Origin of the sequence: Shewanella sp. BC20 (genome assembly GCF_003129585.1) — a bacterium.
GTDB lineage: Bacteria > Pseudomonadota > Gammaproteobacteria > Enterobacterales > Shewanellaceae > Shewanella > Shewanella seohaensis.
The window spans coordinates 57,576-78,742 of record NZ_NHRI01000010.1; the positions used below are offsets into that span (position 1 = coordinate 57,576).

General features: G+C 49.8%; 13 protein-coding genes. 7 read left to right on the top strand and 6 right to left on the bottom strand.

Features of this window, described 5'->3' with window-relative positions; translation table 11 throughout:
- Positions 1-154 precede the first annotated feature (154 nt).
- The gene (locus CBX96_RS11730; protein WP_109286820.1) at positions 155-2,197 is read left to right on the top strand and encodes a M13 family metallopeptidase; all 2,043 of its coding nucleotides are present in this window, start codon (positions 155-157) and stop codon (positions 2,195-2,197) included.
- Between the two features lie 70 nt (positions 2,198-2,267).
- On the opposite strand, the gene hxpB is transcribed toward CBX96_RS11730, so the two are convergent.
- Complete coding sequence (gene hxpB / locus CBX96_RS11735; RefSeq protein ID WP_109286821.1) at positions 2,268-2,924, bottom strand: hexitol phosphatase HxpB; 657 nt, start codon at positions 2,922-2,924, stop codon at positions 2,268-2,270.
- Between the two features lie 434 nt (positions 2,925-3,358).
- On the opposite strand from hxpB, the gene acnB reads away from it, so the two are divergent.
- A complete protein-coding gene (acnB, locus tag CBX96_RS11740) occupies positions 3,359-5,956 on the top strand; it encodes a bifunctional aconitate hydratase 2/2-methylisocitrate dehydratase (RefSeq protein ID WP_109286822.1) in 2,598 nt (865 codons plus the stop codon).
- A 180-nt stretch (positions 5,957-6,136) separates the two neighbouring features.
- Here acnB and rsd read toward each other — a convergent pair whose 3' ends face one another.
- Positions 6,137-6,622 (bottom strand): sigma D regulator, encoded by a 486-nt coding sequence (gene rsd, locus CBX96_RS11745; protein WP_086017236.1) that lies wholly within the window; start codon positions 6,620-6,622, stop codon positions 6,137-6,139.
- A 459-nt stretch (positions 6,623-7,081) separates the two neighbouring features.
- Between rsd and hemE the strand changes: the two genes are divergently transcribed.
- The 3 genes from hemE (at position 7,082) to CBX96_RS11765 (ending at position 11,974) form a co-directional block, all read left to right on the top strand.
- Positions 7,082-8,146: a uroporphyrinogen decarboxylase gene (gene hemE, locus CBX96_RS11755; RefSeq protein ID WP_011621241.1), complete on the top strand. Its 1,065-nt coding sequence runs from the start codon at positions 7,082-7,084 to the stop codon at positions 8,144-8,146.
- Between the two features lie 378 nt (positions 8,147-8,524).
- Complete coding sequence (locus tag CBX96_RS11760; protein ID WP_109286823.1) at positions 8,525-11,095, top strand: bifunctional diguanylate cyclase/phosphodiesterase; 2,571 nt, start codon at positions 8,525-8,527, stop codon at positions 11,093-11,095.
- Between the two features lie 75 nt (positions 11,096-11,170).
- On the top strand, positions 11,171-11,974 hold the full coding sequence (locus CBX96_RS11765) for an SDR family oxidoreductase (protein WP_086903796.1): 804 nt from the start codon (positions 11,171-11,173) through the stop codon (positions 11,972-11,974).
- A gap of 3 nt (positions 11,975-11,977) precedes the next feature.
- Here the strand turns inward: CBX96_RS11765 and CBX96_RS11770 are convergent, their stop codons facing one another.
- From CBX96_RS11770 to purH, 4 genes are all read right to left on the bottom strand, one after another.
- Positions 11,978-12,202, bottom strand: a complete 225-nt coding sequence (locus tag CBX96_RS11770; protein WP_088211897.1) for a hypothetical protein — start codon at positions 12,200-12,202, stop codon at positions 11,978-11,980.
- A 149-nt stretch (positions 12,203-12,351) separates the two neighbouring features.
- On the bottom strand, positions 12,352-15,573 hold the full coding sequence (locus CBX96_RS11775; protein ID WP_109286824.1) for an ImpA family metalloprotease: 3,222 nt from the start codon (positions 15,571-15,573) through the stop codon (positions 12,352-12,354).
- A gap of 179 nt (positions 15,574-15,752) precedes the next feature.
- Positions 15,753-17,051: a phosphoribosylamine--glycine ligase gene (gene purD, locus CBX96_RS11780; protein WP_011715652.1), complete on the bottom strand. Its 1,299-nt coding sequence runs from the start codon at positions 17,049-17,051 to the stop codon at positions 15,753-15,755.
- A 105-nt stretch (positions 17,052-17,156) separates the two neighbouring features.
- Positions 17,157-18,755, bottom strand: coding sequence for a bifunctional phosphoribosylaminoimidazolecarboxamide formyltransferase/IMP cyclohydrolase (gene purH, locus CBX96_RS11785; RefSeq protein WP_023268923.1), 1,599 nt, complete (start codon positions 18,753-18,755; stop codon positions 17,157-17,159).
- A gap of 337 nt (positions 18,756-19,092) precedes the next feature.
- Here purH and zntR point away from each other — a divergent pair, with 337 nt between their 5' ends.
- Positions 19,093-19,566, top strand: coding sequence for a Zn(2+)-responsive transcriptional regulator (gene zntR, locus CBX96_RS11790; protein ID WP_011621248.1), 474 nt, complete (start codon positions 19,093-19,095; stop codon positions 19,564-19,566).
- A 2-nt stretch (positions 19,567-19,568) separates the two neighbouring features.
- On the top strand, positions 19,569-21,074 hold the full coding sequence (locus CBX96_RS11795; protein WP_109286825.1) for an SO_0444 family Cu/Zn efflux transporter: 1,506 nt from the start codon (positions 19,569-19,571) through the stop codon (positions 21,072-21,074).
- The last annotated feature ends 93 nt before the right edge of the window (positions 21,075-21,167 follow it).

The following is a 21,167-nucleotide window of genomic DNA, read 5'->3' on the forward strand; positions in this document are numbered from 1 at the left end:
TTATCTTGCCTTGCTCGTGGGCGCCGCTTGATGTGTTTGGCAGGTGGCGATAAGTGTCATAACCTTTTACAAAATCTTGCTACAGCCAGACAGGGCAAAATGCTAAGGTTTTGCGGGAAAAAATAACAACTTTAAACGGAAGCTGAGGAAAACAATGAAGAAGATTAGCACACTGGCGCTGGGGATTGCCCTGAGCCTAGGTTTAGCCGCTTGCAGCAGCGAGCCTAAAACTGAAGTCGCCGCGGTTTCTGGCATTGAATTACAAAACTTTGATGCCTCAGTTCGCCATCAAGACGATTTCTACTACAGCGTGAACGGCAAATGGTTAGCGAATACGCCCATTCCTGCCGACAAATCTAACTATGGCGCATTCTCTGTGCTGTACGATCAAAGCCAAGATGCATTGAAGAAAATCATCGATGCCGCCGCTGCGCAAAAAGATGCCGCCCCTGGCTCGAATAATCAAAAAATCGGTGACTTTAACGCCAGCTTTATGAACACCGATTTGCTCGAAACCTTAGGCGTGACCCCGCTTAATCCACTATTGGCCGATATCGCAGCGGTGAAAACCCATGGCGAATTACCTGCAGTAATGGGCAAATTACTCACCAGCGGTTCAGGCATTCCCTTTGGTTTTTACGTGAACAACGACGCTAAAAACTCTACCCAATATGCGGTGTATTTAAGCCAGTCAGGCTTAACCTTGCCAGACCGTGATTACTACTTAAAAGATGACGCTAAGTTTGTCGCTAATCGCCAAGCAATGGCGAAATATGTGACCGATATTTTGACCGAAGCGGGCTACAAGAATGCCAAGCGCGCGGCGAAAAACGTGGCCGACATCGAGATGATGATCGCTAAGAGCCAGTGGAGCCGTGTTGAATCTCGCGATGCGAACAAGGCCTACAACAAGCTGAGCCGTGCTGAGCTGCAAAAGCTAACCGGCAAGTTTGATATCGATGCCTTTGCGACCAGTGCGGGCCTTGGCGATAAAGTGACTGACATCATCGTGCGTCAGCCATCTTATTTCGAAAAATTAGGCGCTAACTTTGACGCCTTCCCCGTTTCTGCTTGGCAGGATTACTTAACGTTCCACTTAGTGGATAGCTATGCCGAGCTACTCAGCAAAAACTTTGTTGACCTAAACTTTGCCTTCAAGAGCAAAACCTTGATGGGTATCGAAGAGCAACAACCACGCTGGAAAAAGGCTGTGGATGGCGCCGACCAAGTGATTGGCGAGTTAGTGGGTGAAGAGTATGTGAAGCAATACTTCAAGCCAGAAGCGAAGGCTCGTATGGAAACCATGATCAAAAACCTGATCAAGGGCTTTGAAGTCAGCATCAATGAACTCGAGTGGATGACGCCTGAAACTAAGGTCGCCGCACAGGAAAAACTGTCTAAATTTACCTATAAAATCGGCTATCCAGACAAATGGAAAGACTACACTGCGCTAGAGATCAAGCCTGATGAGCTGGTGGGCAACTATATGCGTTATGCCCAGTTTGAATATCAAGACATGATCAACAAGCTTGGTAAGCCTATCGATCGTACCGAGTGGCATATGACGCCACAAACAGTGAACGCCTATTACAGCCCTGTAAGTAATGAAATCGTGTTCCCAGCCGCGATTCTGCAGCCACCATTCTTCAATATGGATGCCGATGATGCGGTGAACTACGGTGGTATCGGTGCTGTGATTGGCCACGAAATCAGCCATGGTTTCGACGACCAAGGCGCTAAGTACGATGGCGATGGCAACCTGCGTGACTGGTGGTCGGATAAAGACCGTGAAGAGTTCCAAAAACGTGGTAAGCAACTGTCTGCGCAGTATTCTGGCTATGAAGCCCTGCCAGGTAAGTTTGTAAACGGTGATTTAACCTTAGGCGAAAACATCGGTGACTTAGGCGGTTTAACGGTAGCGGCGCGTGCCTACGCGATGAGCTTAAATGGTAAGCCTGCACCTGTGCTGGATGGTTTAACGGGCGAGCAGCGTTTCTTCGTTGGTTGGTCACAGGTATGGCGCCGCAATTACCGTGATGAAGAGTTAGGTCGTCGTCTGTTGACTGACCCGCATTCACCTAGCCACTATCGCGCTATGGGGACGCCTCGCAATATCGAAGCCTTCTACAAAGCCTTCGAGATGAAAGAGGGCGACAAGATGTACTTAAAACCAGATGAGCGCGTTAAAATCTGGTAATCCATAGGATGAAAACGAAAAAGCCAGACGGATGTCTGGCTTTTTTTATTTGCGTCAATTGTTGCTGTGATTAGCCCAAGATAGCCGGTAAATCTAACAAGCTGTCGGCTTGGTGATGGGCTACAACCCATTTGGCCTCGCCGCGTTGCTCCGGTGCGGGAATGGCGACGGTCTGCATATTGGCGGCGCGGGCGGCGATAAGACCATTGAAAGAGTCTTCAATCGCGAGGCAATAACGCGGGTCGACTCCTAACGCGGCGGCGCAATTTAAGTAAACCTCGGGATGGGGTTTGCCATAGGTGAGGCCTTCGGCGGATTGTACCGCCATAAACTTATCACTTAGGCCGAGTTTACTGAGTACGGCTTCGATAATGGTGTAAAAAGAAGAGGTGGCTAGGCCTATCTTTAAGCCTTTGGCTTGACAGTAATCAATGGCTTGTTGAACGCCTTGCATGGCTTCGCCCGTTCGCAGGATTTCCTCTGCGACTTTATCGACGATGGCGGTGCTCACCTTGGCATTGTCGTAATCGGCCCAAGGTGCTTTGTGATACCAATAGTCGACACATTGGTCGATACGTAAACCCGTGGTTTGTTGAATCGTTTCGATAGTGACGGGCACGCCAAGTGCCGATAAGACTTCATACTCAACCCGTTGCCAAAGGGGTTCAGAATCGATTAACACACCATCCATATCAAAAATAACAGCTTGAATACTAAGGGATGTCATTACTACTCCAAGGGATGGGAAGGATTACTAAGCGCTATGCTCTGGGAACTTGAGTGTATGGTTAAGCTCGGCATCTTCAAAGTCTAAAAGCACAAAGTTTAAAAATATTTACGCTTAACCTGAGGTTGTGAGCAAAAAAATATTCGTTCGATTTTAAATTGATTAACTTATGTTAACTATTTGTCGCTTATGGTTTTTTGTCTGTTTTCAAACTATTGTCTAATTTCCCTTGTTTTATTCTTGCCGTAAGTTGAGCTGCACCTCCGGATTTAGCCCTTATTTCGTCTTTCGCCGAGTGTGACCTGATTCATACTTTTGCAAAGCTGTAGTATACTGCTGGCCGGAAATACGGGTCGATCATGTCGGACTGTCAGCTTCAATTGAGAAGACGTGCAGTTTCGTTGTTAGAGCGCCAAACAAAGAGGAATGTTGCCGTGCTAGAAGCATATCGTAAACACGTCGCAGAACGTGCTGCAGAGGGCGTAGTCCCTAAGCCATTAGATGCACATCAAGTGGCTGAACTGGTTAAATTGGTTCAAAATCCCCCCGCTGGTGAAGAAGCCGTTATTCTTGACCTGCTAGAAAATCGAATTCCCCCAGGTGTTGACGAAGCTGCTTACGTAAAAGCCGCTTTCTTAGATGCGGTTGCCAAAGGCGCTGCAACTTCACCTATCCTGTCTGCCGAACGTGCGACTGAGTTATTAGGCACTATGCAAGGTGGCTATAACATCGAGCCGCTGATCGCTCAGCTAGATAACCCAGCTCTGGCGCCTTTAGCCGCTAAAGCCTTATCTCACACGCTACTGATGTTTGATTCTTTCCACGATGTGGTTGAGAAAATGGAAGCGGGTAATGCCTATGCTAAACAAGTCGTTGAAGCTTGGGCAAATGCAGACTGGTACTTAAGCCGTCCAAAATTAGCGGACAAAGTGACCCTGACCGTATTCAAAGTCTCAGGTGAAACCAACACCGACGACCTGTCACCAGCACCTGACGCTTGGTCACGTCCAGATATCCCATTGCACGCTTTAGCTATGCTGAAAAACGCGCGTGATGGTATCGAGCCAGACGTAGCGGGCAGCGTAGGTCCAATCAAGAAATTAGAAGAGCTGAAAACCAAAGGTTTCCCATTAGTTTACGTGGGTGACGTTGTGGGTACAGGTTCATCACGTAAGTCTGCGACTAACTCAGTACTGTGGTTCATGGGCGATGATATCCCATTCGTACCTAACAAACGTGCTGGTGGTTTCTGCTTAGGTGGCAAGATTGCGCCGATTTTCTTCAACACTATGGAAGATGCGGGCGCGCTGCCAATCGAACTTGACGTCAGCAAAATGGAAATGGGCGATGTGATCGACATTTATCCATACGCTGGCCAAGTGAAGCGTCACGGCTCAGACGAAGTGATTTCTGAGTTCAGCCTGAAAACCGACGTACTGTTAGACGAAGTACGTGCTGGTGGTCGTATTCCATTGATCATCGGTCGTGGTTTAACTGACAAAGCGCGCGCAGTATTAGGTTTACCCGCTTCTGACGTATTCGTACGTCCTCAAGACGTCGCTGATAATGGCAAAGGTTATACGCTTGCACAGAAGATGGTTGGTAAAGCCTGTGGTGTTGCTGGCGTACGTCCTGGCCAATACTGTGAGCCTAAGATGACTTCTGTGGGTTCTCAGGACACGACCGGCCCTATGACCCGTGATGAGCTGAAAGACTTAGCCTGTTTAGGCTTCAGTGCTGATTTGACTATGCAGTCATTCTGCCACACTGCCGCTTATCCAAAACCAGTAGACGTTAACACTCACCACACTCTGCCAGACTTCATCATGAACCGTGGCGGTGTGTCTCTGCGTCCAGGTGACGGTGTTATCCACTCTTGGTTAAACCGTATGTTATTACCAGACACAGTTGGTACTGGTGGTGACTCACATACGCGTTTCCCAATCGGTATTTCATTCCCAGCAGGTTCTGGTCTAGTGGCATTCGCTGCCGCGACCGGTGTGATGCCTCTGGACATGCCAGAATCAGTTCTAGTGCGCTTCAAGGGCAAGATGCAACCTGGCATCACTCTACGTGACTTAGTACACGCGATTCCATTAAAAGCGATTGAAATGGGTCTGCTGACCGTTGAGAAGAAAGGCAAAGTGAACATCTTCTCTGGTCGCGTACTGGAAATCGAAGGCTTAGAAACCCTGAAAGTAGAACAGGCATTCGAACTGTCTGACGCTTCTGCAGAACGCTCTGCAGCGGGTTGTACTATCAAGTTAGACAAAGAGCCAATCATCGAGTATCTGAACTCTAACATCACTATGCTGAAGTGGATGATCGCCGAAGGTTACGGTGACCGTCGCACGATAGAGCGTCGTATCAAAGGCATGGAAGAGTGGTTAGCGAATCCTGAGCTGATGAGCGCAGACGCCGATGCTGAGTACGCTGCGGTGATTGAAATCGATCTGAACGAGATCAAAGAGCCAATCCTGTGTGCGCCAAACGATCCAGACGATGCAGTATTACTGTCATCTGTTGCGCAAACTAAGATTGACGAAGTTTTCGTAGGTTCTTGTATGACTAACATCGGCCACTTCCGTGCGACCGGTAAGATGTTAGACAAGTTCGCTAAGACACTGCCAACTCGTCTGTGGATTGCACCACCGACTAAGATGGACAAAGACCAGCTGACCGAAGAAGGTTACTACGGTATTTTCGGTCGCGTGGGTGCGCGTATCGAGATCCCAGGCTGTTCACTGTGTATGGGTAACCAAGCACGTGTGGCTGAAGGTTCTACTGTGGTATCGACTTCTACCCGTAACTTCCCGAACCGTTTAGGTACAGGCGCTAACGTTTACTTAGCCTCTGCGGAATTAGCGGCAGTAGCAGCCCTGTTAGGTCGTCTGCCATCGGTTGAAGAATACCAAGAATACGCGAAAGAGTTAGATGCAACTGCAGCTGATACTTACCGTTACTTGAACTTCGATCAAATCGATTCTTACACTCAGAAAGCATCACAAGTGATCTTTCAATCAGCTGTATAATCGATTGATATGATAATGAAAAAGCCAGCGAAAGCTGGCTTTTTTGTTTGTAAATTCTATCGCTAATAAGCTGTTGATTAAGAAGTGACTGCCAATCTCAAAAACTATCTATCAAGGGTGGCGACTTGCCCCCATTGACGCGCAATCATGCGATTCGCGGCACATAACGGTTAGCGCTAATTAGGCTTGCTGGGCGTGCTCTGAATACTGGTTATGTAACACTTCGAGCAATTTATCTTCTAACTCGAAACGGGTTTCCATGGTGTGGGCCAGTTCGGAAAGATCTTTATCGAGCTGGTATAACACTTGATCATCCTGCGCTTCGGCGTACTTATCATTAAAGTCTAACGCCGCGTTGGTCGTTGGGGTGATCTTTGGCAGTACTTGCTGGGCTAAGGTTTTGCTCGAGGCACCAAACTTTTCACAGGCATTGACCACTTGGTCATAGACTTCGAAATGGCCTTCGGAGACGTAATCGACTAATAAATCACAAAAGGATTTCACATGATCGAAGGAGGGAAGGGATTTTTCGGCTTTCCCATAGGGAGGAAGGCCTGCTATCTGGCAGTAATGCACCAAGAGTTTACGACGATTTTCTAGCCATTGATCTATAAGCTTATTTGAACCGCCCCACTTTTGTTCTGCTTTTTCGAGTTCTCTCAGCATGATGCATTCCATTTAAGTGCCAGGACATGACTCTAATGTAGGGGAGAAATAGCCCTTGGATCAACCCTTTTTATCGGGATTTGCGAGAATTGGCAGATGGACAAACCAGCTGTTTTGTATAAAAAAATGCGGAAATAAAAAGCCCAACGATAGAAACCTATCGTTGGGCGAGTAATGTATATAGCAGGCTCGATGCGACGAGCTTCTTGATTGTTCTTGCTAGCGCAAACTTTTTATACCAAAGGCAGGAAACCAGCGCAACTTTTTTCTGTCTTAGTGTGACTTTGGGTTCGATTACTAAACAGTATGTTATCTGGCTAGCATTTTGACGATAAGTGCTTAAATGGACAGCAATGATGGGGAATAGCTCACATAAATTTGCACTTAAAGGTTACATTATCCGCGTAAATGCTAAACTACCGACCCAGCGGATCTCAATAAGTCTAGGAATCAAGCCAAATGGCAGAATTAAAGAATGATCGTTATTTACGCGCCCTACTAAAACAGCCTGTTGATATGACCCCAGTGTGGATGATGCGTCAAGCTGGCCGTTATCTTCCTGAATACAAAGCGACTCGCGCTCAAGCGGGTGACTTCATGTCTTTATGTAAAAACCATGAACTGGCCTGTGAAGTAACGCTACAACCGCTGCGTCGTTACGAGCTGGATGCGGCGATTCTGTTTTCCGATATTCTGACTGTTCCCGATGCGATGGGATTAGGTCTGTATTTTGAGGCGGGCGAAGGCCCACGTTTTGAGCGCCCAACAGACACTATCGATGCCATCAAAAAATTAGCCGTTCCCGATCCAGAAGATGATCTGGGTTATGTGATGAAAGCGGTTAGCACTATTCGCCGTGAACTGAATGGTCAAGTGCCATTGATTGGTTTCTCTGGCTCTCCTTGGACACTCGCGACTTACATGGTTGAAGGTGGTTCGAGCAAAACCTTCGAAAAAATTAAGAAGATGGCCTACGCAGAGCCTGCGGCGCTGCATATGTTACTCGACAAGTTAGCCGATTCTGTGACTTTGTACCTGAATGCGCAGGTTGCTAACGGCGCTCAATCGCTGATGATCTTCGACTCATGGGGCGGCGCGTTATCGCACACGGCTTACCGTGAATTCTCACTGCGTTATATGCAGAAGATTGTCGATGGTCTGACTCGCTTTGCCGATGGCCGCCAAGTCCCTGTGACCTTATTCACTAAGGGCGGTGGCTTATGGTTAGAAGCCATGGCTGAAACTGGCTGTGATGCTTTAGGTTTAGACTGGACTGTCGATATTGCCGATGCCCGTCGCCGTGTCGGTCACAAAGTGGCGCTTCAGGGTAACATGGATCCTTCTATGCTGTATGCGCCAATCCCACGTATCGAAGAAGAAGTTGCTCAAATTCTGGCGGGTTACGGTGAAGGTACAGGCCACGTGTTTAACTTAGGCCACGGTATTCACCAGCACGTTGACCCAGAGCATGCGGGTGCCTTTATCAAGGCGGTTCATGCTCAATCTAAGCAGTATCATAAGTAAGCGATACTGAAGAAAAAACGGACCTAAGGGTCCGTTTTTTTATGCTGTAACTCCATGCTAAACAGTGCGAGCTTAACGTCAACTCGGCTCGGATTATGCCTTTCTCCCCAAACGTAAAGCCGAGGCATTACAAGGTGTTTACAAGCGGCTTTAGAACATAGGATATTGATTAACATCTAACTTTTTAAAACTTATTTAGCGAATAGCTGCGCTAAATCAAAGGCGTTTAACACAATTAAATGCATGCTATTGCTTACTTTAGCAACGGATAAAGCAAAGTGATATTTAATACTATTTGCAAATGAGATATGTTGCATGACGCTATAAGGGACTATGTAAAGCCGTTTATCTATTCAATGACAAAAGCCGTGGTAAGAGATGCGCATTGGCAACAAAATATTGGTATTTATTGCAGGATTCTGTTTACCAGCGGTTGTGCTCGTGTCCTATTGCCTCGGCTATTGGTTCGATCATAGGGTCGAATTGCTGCGCCAAGATAATGTGCAGCATGAGCTGACCAATATCCAGCAACAGTTTCTCATCGATATCGACCGTTTAAATTTTCTCACTAATATCTATGCCTCCCCGCTGTCTCGGGTCGATGGCGAACTGCTGCAATCCATCGAATCATCATGGCTTGAGAGCGCCATGTCCGCCAATTTGCATTGGTTTATTCTGCAGGGCGGGCAGCTTCAAAGTGTCCTCGCCAATACCTCCAGTATTGCCTTAGCGACACAACAGCAAATTGCCGATGCGGTACTTGCCGCTGGTAAACCTAAAGTGGCTGGGGTGTATCTTGCGGGGGATGTTGGGCTTGTTGTCACCGCCGCAGCCGTCGCCCCCGAAGAATACGTGCTCTTGGTGCGCCAGTTATCGGCGCAGGATTTATTAGAATATGCCCAAGCGCCATTAGTCACTCAGGTGCAGATGAGTCGCAGCAACACTGCGGCCGCGAAAGATCGCCTCAGCTTTGTGCCAGTCCCGAGTTTGCAGGAAAACTCGCCATTGTATCTGCAGGTACAGTTCTCCTCTGAACCCTTCCAAGAAGTAAAGCTCGACCTCGATTGGGTTTCGGTGGGGATTATTCTACTCGGCGTGTTAATTGTGGCGCTGGGGTACATTTGGCTGCGCGCAGGCCTGTTAAAACCCTTTAAAAGCATGATGAAGCAGTTGGCATTGGTCGACCCCGCGGCCAGCGTGTATCGCCCTGTGAGCGGTGAAGGTAACGTCGAGTTAGAAGTGTTAGCCAGCCGGGTTAACAGCTTACTTGCCCGTATATACCAGCAGAAAGAACGCGGTAAGACTACCCTAGAGTCGATTGCCGAGGCGGTGATCCTGACCGATATCGACGCCAAAGTGATCTATATGAATCCCAAGGCCGAATCTTTGCTCGATGTTGCCAGTTGTTACGCCGTTGGCCAGAGCCTAGCGTCGTTATTAAAAGCGGGGGAGCAGTTAAATCAAGCGGTATTCCATTGTATGCGTTTGGGGGAGACCACGCCGCAAGTCGCCAAAATCAAGCTATTAACCGCCACGCCACGGATTATTGAGCGCAGCATCAGTAACGTGTTGAATCATGATAAAGAAATTACCGGCACTGTGGTGGTGCTACGGGATATTACCCAGGAAGAGCTGCTTAAGCACCAGCTGCAAAAACGCGCCAACTTCGATAGCGTGACTGGTTTGCTCAATCGGCAAGCCTTCGAGGAGCGGTTGCCGCAGTTTGCCAGCCAGGCTAAGCGCCTCGCGGTATGTTACATGGATTTAGAGCAGTTTAAGCTGATTAACGACAGCTGTGGTCATGCCGCTGGCGATCGCATGTTGGCTATAGTGGCGCGGACGATTCAATCGTGCCTTGGGCCGCAGGCATTATTGGCTCGCTTAGGTGGCGATGAATTTGGCTTAGTTATTTGCGATAGCACTGCGTTGGCCGTGGCCCAGCAGTTAAAACAAATTATCGCTCAGGTTTCGCTGCAGGTACTGCACGATAAAAACAGTAGCTATAAAGTCGGCTTGAGTATTGGAGTCGCCTTTGGCCGTGCGCCCTATATCAATGCCTTGGAGCTACTTAAGGATGCGGATATTGCCTGTATTGCCGCTAAGGCCAAGGGAACAAACCAAATCCATTTTTATGATGATAAAGATAAAGAGCTGACCTACCAGCGCAACGCGCCCAAGTGGGCGGTGCGTATCGCGCAAGCGATTGAGGAAAATGAACTGCTGCTCTATTACCAACCGATCCGCGGTTTAGGGGCGAGTTCTAAACGGCAACGGATGGAAATCCTGCTCAGGATCCAAGAACCCTGCGGCCGTATTTTAGCGCCAGCACAGTTTATCGCAGCGGCGGAGCGTTTTAAGCTCATGCCTGAAATCGATAAAGAAGTGATACGTAAAGCCTTCTTATGGCTATCCTTAAATCCACAGTTGTGGCCAGATCACTGTATTTCAATCAACCTTTCAGGCAATAGCTTAGGTGCCGAAGGCATGGTGGAATATATCGCTTTGCAGCAACAGATTTTTGAAATCCCAAGTCAATGTGTGTGCTTTGAAATCACCGAAACCACGGCGATTCAAAATCGTCACCGTGGCATGGAAATGCTCCGGCAGCTGCGTAAACTCGGGTTCTCTTTTGCGTTGGATGATTTTGGCAGTGGCTTTGCGTCCTATGGTTATCTGCGTGAACTGCCGGTGGACTATGTCAAAATTGACGGCTGTTTCGTGAAGAACCTCGCGGTCAACGCCAAGGATTACGCCATCGTCAAATCGATTCAGGACGTATGCCGCGTCATGGGGATTGAGACTGTGGCCGAGTTTGTCGAAAACCAAGAGATTATCGATAGATTACAGGTAATTGGGATTAATTACGCGCAAGGTTATGCGATAGGACGACCGCAACCCCTGAGCAGTTATTGCGAGCCGCTTGGCGTGCCGCACGCACAACGCGCATAGGGGATTGCGCTTTTAAGATGATTATGCCAATTTACTTCGGAGCATAATTAACACATTGGTAACAAGGGAATAGTTATGGATGGACTGACGGGTAAAGTGGTCATTATTACGGGCGCTTCGGAGGGAATAGGCCGTGCGCTTGCCATCGCCATGGCACGGGTGGGTTGCCAACTGGTGCTCAGTGCCCGCAATGAAACACGTTTAGCCTCCCTTGCCCTCGAAATCGCGAACTATGGTCCGACTCCCTTTGTATTTGCCGCCGATGTCAGTAGCGCCTCCCAATGCGAAGCCTTAATTCAAGCCACTATTGCCCATTATGGTCGCCTCGATATTCTAGTGAATAACGCGGGCATGACCATGTGGTCGCGTTTCGATGAGCTTAATCAGTTGTCTGTGCTCGAAGATATCATGCGAGTCAACTACTTAGGGCCAGCGTATTTAACTCATGCCGCCTTACCCTATTTAAAGTCGAGCCAAGGTCAGGTGGTGGTGGTGGCCTCGGTAGCTGGGTTAACGGGCGTGCCGACGCGCAGTGGCTATGCTGCCTCTAAGCACGCCGTTATCGGCTTTTTTGATTCGCTGCGGATTGAACTGGCGGATGATAACGTTGCCGTGACTGTGATTTGTCCCGATTTTGTCGTATCACAAATTCATAAGCGTGCCCTCGACGGTGAGGGTAAGCCTCTGGGGAAATCTCCAATGCAGGAAGCCAAAATTATCACCGCCGAGCAATGTGCGAACATGATGCTCCCTGTGATAGCGACCCGAGGTCGGCAGCTTATTACGTCGCTACGTGGCCGACTCGGGCGCTGGCTAAAGCTGATTGCACCGGGATTAATCGATAAAATTGCCCGCAAGGCGATTGCATCGGGCCATTAATGCTTATTTGCCGCGATTAAGGTGTTTCACAATAGCTTGCTCTGCCTCGCTTTGGGTCGCCTTATCGCCATCGGCCTGAATATGGGCGGTGGCTTTGTGGCCAGTGAGATCCTCTGCGATATGTAACCAGTCTGGATGCCAGTAAAAATTCTGTCCCGATAGCGTCTGCCAATTGTGCACGCCAGACTTTTCCCCTTGATAAATAATGTCTTTGATTGAATATCCCATAAATAACCCCTGATATTTTTGTTGGGTCTAGATAGTGCGCCCGCCAAAGGGGGACTTGTGTGCGTTAGCTCACGCTTTGTAGCAAAAATAAACCCCGCATAAGCGAGGTTTATTGGGATTAGGTTGAGGCTATCGACATCTATGACCCATTAGGGTTTAGCGCATTGGCTAGGTGAGCCTGTGCCTTTCCACAGAGTGCTGCCATCGCTAACTGACAGAGGGATAAAGCTTAAGCCTTGGCTCATGTTCGCTGGCGGCAAATCGGTTTCAAGCTCATACATACCCATAGGGACCGCACCTTGGCTGGCGTTTGACGCTACCTGCGCCGCGGCGAGGCTTGAGTAACGCAGGCCCAACATATCAAAATGGCTGCGCCAATCTTTGCCTGTGAGCTTACTCAGGGATACCAGCATAAAGTCATTGCCCGGAATATCCCTCACTGTTTTGCCGCCGTAAACGCTATGGCCCTCATATGGGAAGAGTTCAAAGCCCAGTTTACTGCGGTTAGCCTCCCAATCGCTGGTATTATTGGCATATTTACCAAAGATGCGGCTGTGCTGATATAGCAGGGTGAAGATATTGAAACCATTGCTTAGGCTGGTACCGTCGTTAAGCGTCATGTCATGGGCTTTTAGCGCCATTTGGATGTAAAAGGCCATGCGATAACCGTTGTGTACCGCGTAGGCATTGCTGGCCCAAGGGGCTGTGTATCTGTCTTCGCCCACATCGAGCACTTTACAGTTGGCACCGAAGACCACGCGTTTGCCACTGGTATCCGTGGTGCCTGCCGCATCGGACATAAATACATAGAAGAGATCTTTGTGATTCATATGACCATCGGTGATGCTGCTCGTGTTGCCGTCACGCAGATAATGGGTCTTCCACAACACCACATAGGGGAAAATATTGTTGGAGTTTTCCCCCGCGCGGCTGCCATAACCAGCCCAATTATCGCGATTGGCGGCAGTAGCGTATTGCACGTTTAGGCGGTTGGTTTGCAGATTGTGGCCGAGTTCGTGGTTATCTCCCCAACCCGTGGGCGAAATATTCCAAGCCGCATCCCATGGATTACCGCTACAACCCGAGCCGCAGTGGGCGTTTTGGTCATAGTTAGCATGTTGGATGATGCTGCGGGTATGCAGGCTAGCATCGGTACAGTCTGCGCCAAACAGTGCCTGACAGCTTGCAAGCACATCCGAGGGGAGAGATTCACTTAAGCTCTTACCTTGGATTTTCAGCCCAGCGAGGGTATACACGCTGTTGATATGATCCTCGACAATGCTCTTGAGCAACGCATTGACATCCGGGATCTTACCGCCAATCGCATTCATAAAACGGTCGCGGCGCAAATGCTGTTCGGCGCCATCGGTACGAAGATCCACATGGGGTAACTCGGTATTTTGGATCTTATCGTTAAAGGTCGTGATTTCAGTAGGATTGGAAAAATCCATGATGCTGGGGTGCTTGGCCACATTCTTGGCTTGCACATCGACACTGAGCGCACCTTCGCCACCACTGATATAGAGATAAATAGGGCCGCCATAGGGGGTTGAGAATTCAAGACTTTGCCCTTTGGCGAGCTTGAGGCGTTGCTGGGCAAGTTCCAATGGCGCGCGATAAACCTTTTGCTCATAGGCGCGGTTAGTATTACGTCTATGATAATTCAGCTTAATTTCGACATTCGCATTCGTGTTATCTAAGCGGCTGAGGGTGATGGTTTGCCCAGGTAGGGCGTACCAGCCCGTAATTGTCCACTGGCCAGAGTATGGCACTGTGATTGTCTTACGTTCCGTCACTGTGGCAGGGTAAGCGTAATGGGCGTTGCAGCCCTTGCTCAGATTGGTCCTGTCGGTGACATACTCACCTAAGTCAGGTTGGGCGAGGTTGTGGGCGCGGGCGTAGCTGACAGTCCAATCGGCAAACAGGGCTTGCTGCCACTGGGCGGATTCGCTGTAGGCGATGGGATAATCGATTTCACTGCGATACTTATCGGCGAGGAGTAATCCTGCTTTCATCAAGCTAAAATTAGGGCTGTTAAAAGCATCGATATCATTGTTATCTAAGGTTTCGGCATTGCCACGATACCAATCCGCGCCCGCCTTAAAGGCCTCGACAAAGGCGCTACTGTTACAGCTTAAATAGTTGCCGCTGCAGTCATTGAGCACTTGCGTATCGAAGCGTTGTTCACGCAAATTTGCCAGCAGGGTGTCGACATCCGCGAGCGCCTTATCTTGCGCTAGGATAGTGTCGACACTCAGGTTATTGGCATTGAGTTTCGACCAGTAGTTTCCTGCAGTAGAGAGCCCCATCTCAAGGTAGAGCGGTGAGAGCATAGCGCTTTGTTCGCGTCGATAATTAGAGAGCAGCAGCGGGATCCCTGCCGCCTTGGCTTTAGTGATGGCCGCTTGAATGCCCGCGTAACCTAGGTTATCGCGGTCAATATCGCTGATAACGATTAAATCGGGTTTTAAGGTATCGATACAGCTGGCAAGGGCGGTGTAATCACAGCTATTGGCGTCGTTGATGCTGTGGGCATCGGGGTAGTACTTACTTAGCCAAGTGCGGATCCCTTCGTTATGGGGGAAATACCAACTGTCGGCGCGACTTGGCATCTGTGCCGTGACTATGCTCAAGCCATTCTGCTGATCGCCGCCTTTGGTCAGCCATCCAATGAGGTTTTTCAGCAGCTTATCACTCTGATCCGAATTATTAACCGCAAACAGGTTGCTACCCATGGCGGCATAACGCTGGCCTTGTTGTTCGCCCGCCATCACTAAACCGCGTACGGCGCTGGCGCCGCTGCCATCAACATTGGATGGCAGTAAGGTAAAAGTGTTTTCCGGCATAAAGCTCGAAAAGGTGATGGAATCGTGGGTCGGATGCCAACTGATGCTGTTACCCACACCTTGATAGAGTTCGGTGATTTTCGCTTTGCGGGCGGTCTCTATGCTCGCCAGTTCGGTGGTGCTGAAATCAATCAGTTCGTTGGCGCTGGCAAGGGTATGGTCTTGATGGCGAATGGCATTTTCAGCATTGCTGATAAAGCTTGGGGTAATTGTGCAATCGGCGCTTATCGTCGCAGTGATATAGGTCTGTTCGGTCAGCGCACCGCCACAGCCGCTAATGCTATCCAGCACGAAACCGTTGTCGGCTTGAACGCTAAAGCTGGCACTTTTACCCGCATCTACCTTCTGGCTGCTAGGGATGAGCTTGCCACCCAAGACTGAACTGGTACTCGCAGTATATTGAGTCACCGCGGGAGGTTGGACTGGCGGCTCCGGCGGGGGTGTTGTGCTACCCGAGTCCTCCGAGCCTCCGCCACAACCCGCGAGTATTAAGGCGATGGCGGCAGAAATGAGTCTAATCTCCATGGAGAATCCTTAGCATTTGTAGGTAGTTAACATTTGCGTAGCATTGTATAGGAATAATGCGGGTGAAAGTAGGTTTTGATTGTTTAAATTGATATAAATCATTAACTTAAAATTGACGTTCGTCAAATTTAAGGCATAAAAAAACCGGCGCATGGCCGGTTTTTTAAATGAATTAAAGCTTAGCCCTGTTGTTCGCGGGCAATGGCGCGATAGCCGATATCGGTGCGGAAATACACGTCATCCCAGTGGATTTCATCAACCAGCAGATAAGCAGCTTTTTGTGCTTCGGTCACAGTGTGTCCTAGGGCTGTAGCGCATAATACGCGGCCGCCGTTAGTAACTACATGACCGTCTTTCATCTCAGTGCCTGCGTGGAACACTTTGGCATCGTGATTACCTAGGCTTAAACCTTGGATCACATCGCCCTTGCGGTAGTCGTCTGGGTAACCGCCAGCGGCTAATACAACACCGACTGCGGCGCGCGAATCGTACTCGGCGGTAACTTTATCCAGCTCGCCACGGGTCGCGGCTAAACACAGCTCAACCAGATCTGACTTGAGGCGCATCATAATAGGTTGGGTTTCTGGGTCGCCAAAGCGGCAGTTGTATTCCAGTACTTTGGCGCTGCCGTCTGGTGCGATCATCAGACCCGCATACAGGAAGCCAGTGTAAACATTGCCTTCAGCGGCCATGCCATCAACCGTTGGGCGGATAACGTTAGCGATTGTCCAATCGTGCACGCTTTGGGTAACGACTGGTGCAGGGGAGTAAGCGCCCATGCCGCCAGTGTTAGGACCGTGGTCGGCATTATCACGGGCTTTATGGTCTTGGCTAGTTGCCATGGCGAGGATATTTTTACCATCGACCATAACGATAAAGCTGGCTTCTTCGCCTTTTAAGAATTCTTCGATAACCACGCGAGAACCGGCATCGCCAAACTTGTTGCCCGCGAGCATATCTTCGATGGCTGCGTCAGCTTCAGCTTGATCTTGGGCGATGATTACGCCTTTACCTGCGGCTAAACCGTCGGCCTTGATTACGACTGGGTAACCTGTCTTGCCCGTCAGTTCACGCACGAAGGCTTTAGCGTCTTGGATTTCGGTACAGTTTTTATAACCCGCCGTTGGGATATTGTGGCGTGCTAAGAAGTCTTTAGTGAACGCCTTAGAGCCTTCTAACTGTGCAGCCGCTTTGGTTGGGCCAAAAATGGGTAGACCCGCAGCGTTAAAGGCATCGACCACGCCCAATACCAGCGGCGCTTCCGGGCCAACGATGGTGAGTTCGATCTGATTGGTTTGAGCAAAATCGAGCAGGGCAGGAATGTCCGTCGCGCTGATGTTGAGGTTTTCTAACTTTGGCTCGAGGGCCGTGCCCGCGTTACCCGGTGCAACATAAACTAGCTCTACCTGGGGGGATTGTGCCGCTTTCCAAGCTAGGGCATGTTCGCGGCCGCCGCCACCAATAACTAATACTTTCATGTTAAGTCATCCCTTTGAGTTTTAAATTCTTGTGGTTAGATTTTTAGCGCTACAGAGTGCGATAAACGAAACAGCCAGCACATGGCGTGCTGGCTGTAGGTGGCATTAGTGACGGAAGTGGCGCATGCCCGTCATTACCATGGCCATGCCGTGCTCGTCGGCAGCAGCGATGATTTCAGCATCGCGCATTGAGCCACCAGGCTGGATTATGCAGCTGATGCCCGCCGCCGCTGCGGCATCGATACCGTCGCGGAATGGGAAGAAGGCATCGGACGCCATCACAGAGTTAACCACTTCTAAGCCTTCATCGGCAGCCTTGATACCCGCAATCTTAGCGCTGTAGACGCGACTCATTTGGCCGGCGCCGACACCGATTGTCATGCCGTCTTTAGCGTAAACAATGGCGTTAGATTTAACGAACTTAGCCACTTTCCAGCAGAACATTAAGTCCTTCAGCTCGCTCTCGGTCGGTTGACGCTTAGTCACGACTTTAATGTCATCTAAGCCAACCATGCCTTGGTCGCGGTCTTGCACCAGCAGACCACCGTTCACGCGCTTATAGTCTAAGGTCTTGGTCTTAGTATCCCATTGACCGCACTCTAACAGACGCACGTTGGTTTTCTTGGCCACTACATCGCGGGCACCTTGGCTCACGACTGGCGCAATAATTACTTCAACGAATTGACGCTCAACGATAGCGCTAGCGGTTGCTGCATCTAACTCGCCGTTGAAGGCGATAATGCCGCCAAAGGCTGACGTTGGGTCAGTTTGATAGGCGCGGTTATAGGCATCGAGCAGATCTTTACCCAGTGCAACACCACATGGGTTAGCGTGTTTAACGATAACGCAAGCGGGTTCGCTGAACTCTTTCACGCACTCAAGGGCGGCATCGGTATCGGCGATGTTGTTGTAAGACAGTGCTTTACCTTGCAGTTGAACTGCCGTTGCGACTGAGGCTTCGTCGATCTTAGTGTCAACATAGAAGGCTGCAGTTTGGTGGCTGTTTTCACCGTAACGCAGATCTTGCTTCTTCACTAATTGAGTGTTGAAGGTGCGTGGGAACTTTGAATCTTCGAAGCACTCATCAGTGCTATGCGCAGGAACCATAGTGCCGAAGTAATTGGCGATCATGCCATCGTAACCGGCAGTGTGTTCGAAGGCTGCAATCGCTAAATCGAAACGGGTCGCGTGAGTTGTGCTGCCATTGTTGGCGGCCATTTCGGCTAATACGCGGTTATAGTCGGCCGCATTTACCACGATAGTCACGTCTTTATGGTTTTTCGCCGCAGCGCGCACCATAGTTGGGCCACCGATGTCGATGTTTTCAATCGCATCTTCTAAGGTGCAACCGGCTTTAGCAACGGTATCGGCAAAGGGGTAGAGGTTAACCGCAACCAGATCGATTGCATTGATGTTGTTGGCAGCCATGACATTTTCATCAAGACCGCGACGCGCCAAAATGCCGCCATGCACTTTAGGGTGCAGGGTTTTAACGCGACCATCCATGATCTCAGGGTGTCCTGTATAGTCAGATACTTCGATAACAGGCACGCCGTTATCCGCTAACAAGCGAGCGGTGCCGCCCGTTGACAGCAGTTCAACGCCTTGGGCGTGTAATGCTTTGGCGAATTCGAGAATTCCGGTTTTATCTGAAACGCTTAACAGCGCGCGACGAATGGGTCTGGCATTATTTGCAACAGTCATTTGGGTACAGGGTCCAGTTATTTTAGTTTCAAGGATCTTTCGGAAAACAGAACAACTTCTATCGGATTCTGCTTTCCAAAAGCCCCTTGGTCCTACTTATATTTTTTGTCCCAGCGTCAGGCGCGCGTATTCTACCGTAAAACTGGATTTACGGGTGTTTTTTCTGCGCGATTTCACAATATTGATATCAGAACAAAGTGCCGTGGTTTTTGACTGAGGGATAAATTTAAAAATAGCCCTTGACCTTGGAGTAGGCTCTAAGGTTTATACTCGCCCTATGATGTTGATTGTCAGCGAAGGTTGGCATGGGGCAAGCTAAGCTGCAAAGGATAGAACTATGTACCGCATTGGTGAGTTAGCCGATTTATGCGAAGTGAAAGCCGATACCCTCAGATTTTATGAGAAACACGGCCTGCTTTCGCCTTCGAGCCGCACCGACTCTGGCTATCGGGTCTATACCGATGCCGATGCCGCACGGCTGCGTTTTATTCTACGGGCGAAGGCGGTGGGTTTTAGCTTGAGTGAAATTAGCGAGCTGCTTTCTATCGAGTTGGATAAATCCAATTGGGCCTGTGCCGATGTGAAGGGCATGGTCGACGTTAAGTTGGCTCAGGTGCAGACTAAGATTGCCGAGTTACTGCATTTTCAAACCAGTTTGCAAAAACTGTCGGATGCCTGCTGCGGCGGGCCGCGCAGCGCCGAACATTGCTCGATTTTAGAAGCGCTGGAGTCGAGCACAGAGCGAGTGCGTGTGGAGCACGACCATGGCCAAACTCCAGATGCGACAACCCTAGATAAGTCAGGGAATTAACTATGTTATTGAAGAATTTTATCGATATGTTTTTAGATTCCGCCCCTTGGCTGTTGCTCGGCTTGATTCTGGCGGGTCTACTCAAAGTGTTTGTGCCCATGGCTTGGATGCAAAAGCAGCTCGGCGGGCATGGCTTTAAAACCGTGGTGAAGGCGGCGTTATTGGGCGCGCCATTACCTCTGTGTTCCTGCGGGGTGATCCCCGCGGCCGTTGGGCTGCGCCGCTCTGGCGCATCGAAAGCGGCAACCACCTCCTTTTTAGTCTCGACTCCTGAAACTGGAGTCGACTCTGTAACGGTTTCCTACGTTTTGCTCGGCCCTTTTATGGCGATAGTACGGCCGATTGCGGCGATCACCAGTGCTATTGTTGCGGGCCTTTTAGTTGGGCGTGATGATGACGATGGCAAAGCTGCGGCTAAGGCCGAGGTTCTGTTAGACAAGGCCCAGTTAGACACGGCTCAGTCAGACAAGGCATTCGCTAGCGCAGCGCCTGTCACTTCATGCAGTGCTTCAAAATCTTTGTCGGCGGAGAGAGTGCTCAAAGCCGAAGCGGTAAAAAGCTGCTGTTCATCGACTAAGTCGCCCGCAATCACGCCAGTTAAGTCTTCCTGCAGCGGCAGTGAAAACGCGAAAGCGCCAGCAGCCGAGCCAAAAATCAAAATGACGCCGATGGCTACGCCAAGTCTAATGGCAACTGGCGGCTCAAGCATGGGCGCTGTCACTATGGTTCATGCTGCTAAAGCCCATTCCGTAAATGCAGAGAGTGCGGGATCATGCTGTGGCACTCAAACTGCCGCGCCTGAAAAAATAGTCGTAGTGAAGAAGGGCGCTTGTTGTGGTAGCTCAAGCGCGAAAACGGCTGATAGCCATCAAGCCGAAGGCGAGAGCTGCTGCGCATCTACACAGGATATGGCGACCGAGCTTAAGTCTGAGTCTGTGATTGCACGTGTAGGCATAGGGCTTAAATATGCGGCGACGGATCTGGTGCGTGACACCACACTCTGGTTGCTGGTGGGTTTATTCTTCGCAGCCATAGTACAAACCTATGTTCCTGCTGACTTTTTAGCTAAGTGGGGCGATGGATTGCTGGCTATGTTGGTGATGGTGCTAGTGTCTGTGCCTATGTATATCTGCGCTACAGCTTCAACGCCGATTGCAGCCGGCTTGCTACTAGCGGGTGTCTCCCCCGGCGCCGTGCTGGTGTTTATGATGGCAGGTCCTGCAACCAATATCGCGACTTTAGGCGTGGTGACTAAGGAGCTGGGTAAGCGTGCGCTCTATGGTTATCTTGGCGGCGTCTTGGGTGTTGCCTTAGTCGCTGGCGCTTTAGTGAACTATCTGGTTGCTAACTTTGGTTTTGAGGTGATGCCACAGATTGGTGAGCAACATCAAATGTTGCCAGAGTGGCTAGTCGCTACCTCAGGCATAGTGCTCGCATTGCTGATGGCGAAAGTGGTATTCGAGAAAATCCCAAGAAGTTGGCTGCGCCGCAGCGACTGCTGCTCATAGTGCTAACGCTAACTAAAAATCCCCAGCAATGACTGGGGATTTTTTTATTGTGTCACTTTAATGGTACCGCTCACGCGGCAGAGCGACGCGTGA

Coding starts and splice junctions, on each gene's coding strand:
- CBX96_RS11770 (WP_088211897.1), bottom strand. CDS start 12,202: ATGGGATATTCAATCAAAGACATTATTTATCAAGGGGAAAAGTCTGGC.
- purD (WP_011715652.1), bottom strand. CDS start 17,051: ATGAAAGTATTAGTTATTGGTGGCGGCGGCCGCGAACATGCCCTAGCT.
- CBX96_RS11765 (WP_086903796.1), top strand. CDS start 11,171: ATGGATGGACTGACGGGTAAAGTGGTCATTATTACGGGCGCTTCGGAG.
- purH (WP_023268923.1), bottom strand. CDS start 18,755: ATGACTGTTGCAAATAATGCCAGACCCATTCGTCGCGCGCTGTTAAGC.
- CBX96_RS11760 (WP_109286823.1), top strand. CDS start 8,525: ATGCGCATTGGCAACAAAATATTGGTATTTATTGCAGGATTCTGTTTA.
- rsd (WP_086017236.1), bottom strand. CDS start 6,622: ATGCTGAGAGAACTCGAAAAAGCAGAACAAAAGTGGGGCGGTTCAAAT.
- zntR (WP_011621248.1), top strand. CDS start 19,093: ATGTACCGCATTGGTGAGTTAGCCGATTTATGCGAAGTGAAAGCCGAT.
- hxpB (WP_109286821.1), bottom strand. CDS start 2,924: ATGACATCCCTTAGTATTCAAGCTGTTATTTTTGATATGGATGGTGTG.
- CBX96_RS11795 (WP_109286825.1), top strand. CDS start 19,569: ATGTTATTGAAGAATTTTATCGATATGTTTTTAGATTCCGCCCCTTGG.
- CBX96_RS11775 (WP_109286824.1), bottom strand. CDS start 15,573: ATGGAGATTAGACTCATTTCTGCCGCCATCGCCTTAATACTCGCGGGT.
- CBX96_RS11730 (WP_109286820.1), top strand. CDS start 155: ATGAAGAAGATTAGCACACTGGCGCTGGGGATTGCCCTGAGCCTAGGT.
- hemE (WP_011621241.1), top strand. CDS start 7,082: ATGGCAGAATTAAAGAATGATCGTTATTTACGCGCCCTACTAAAACAG.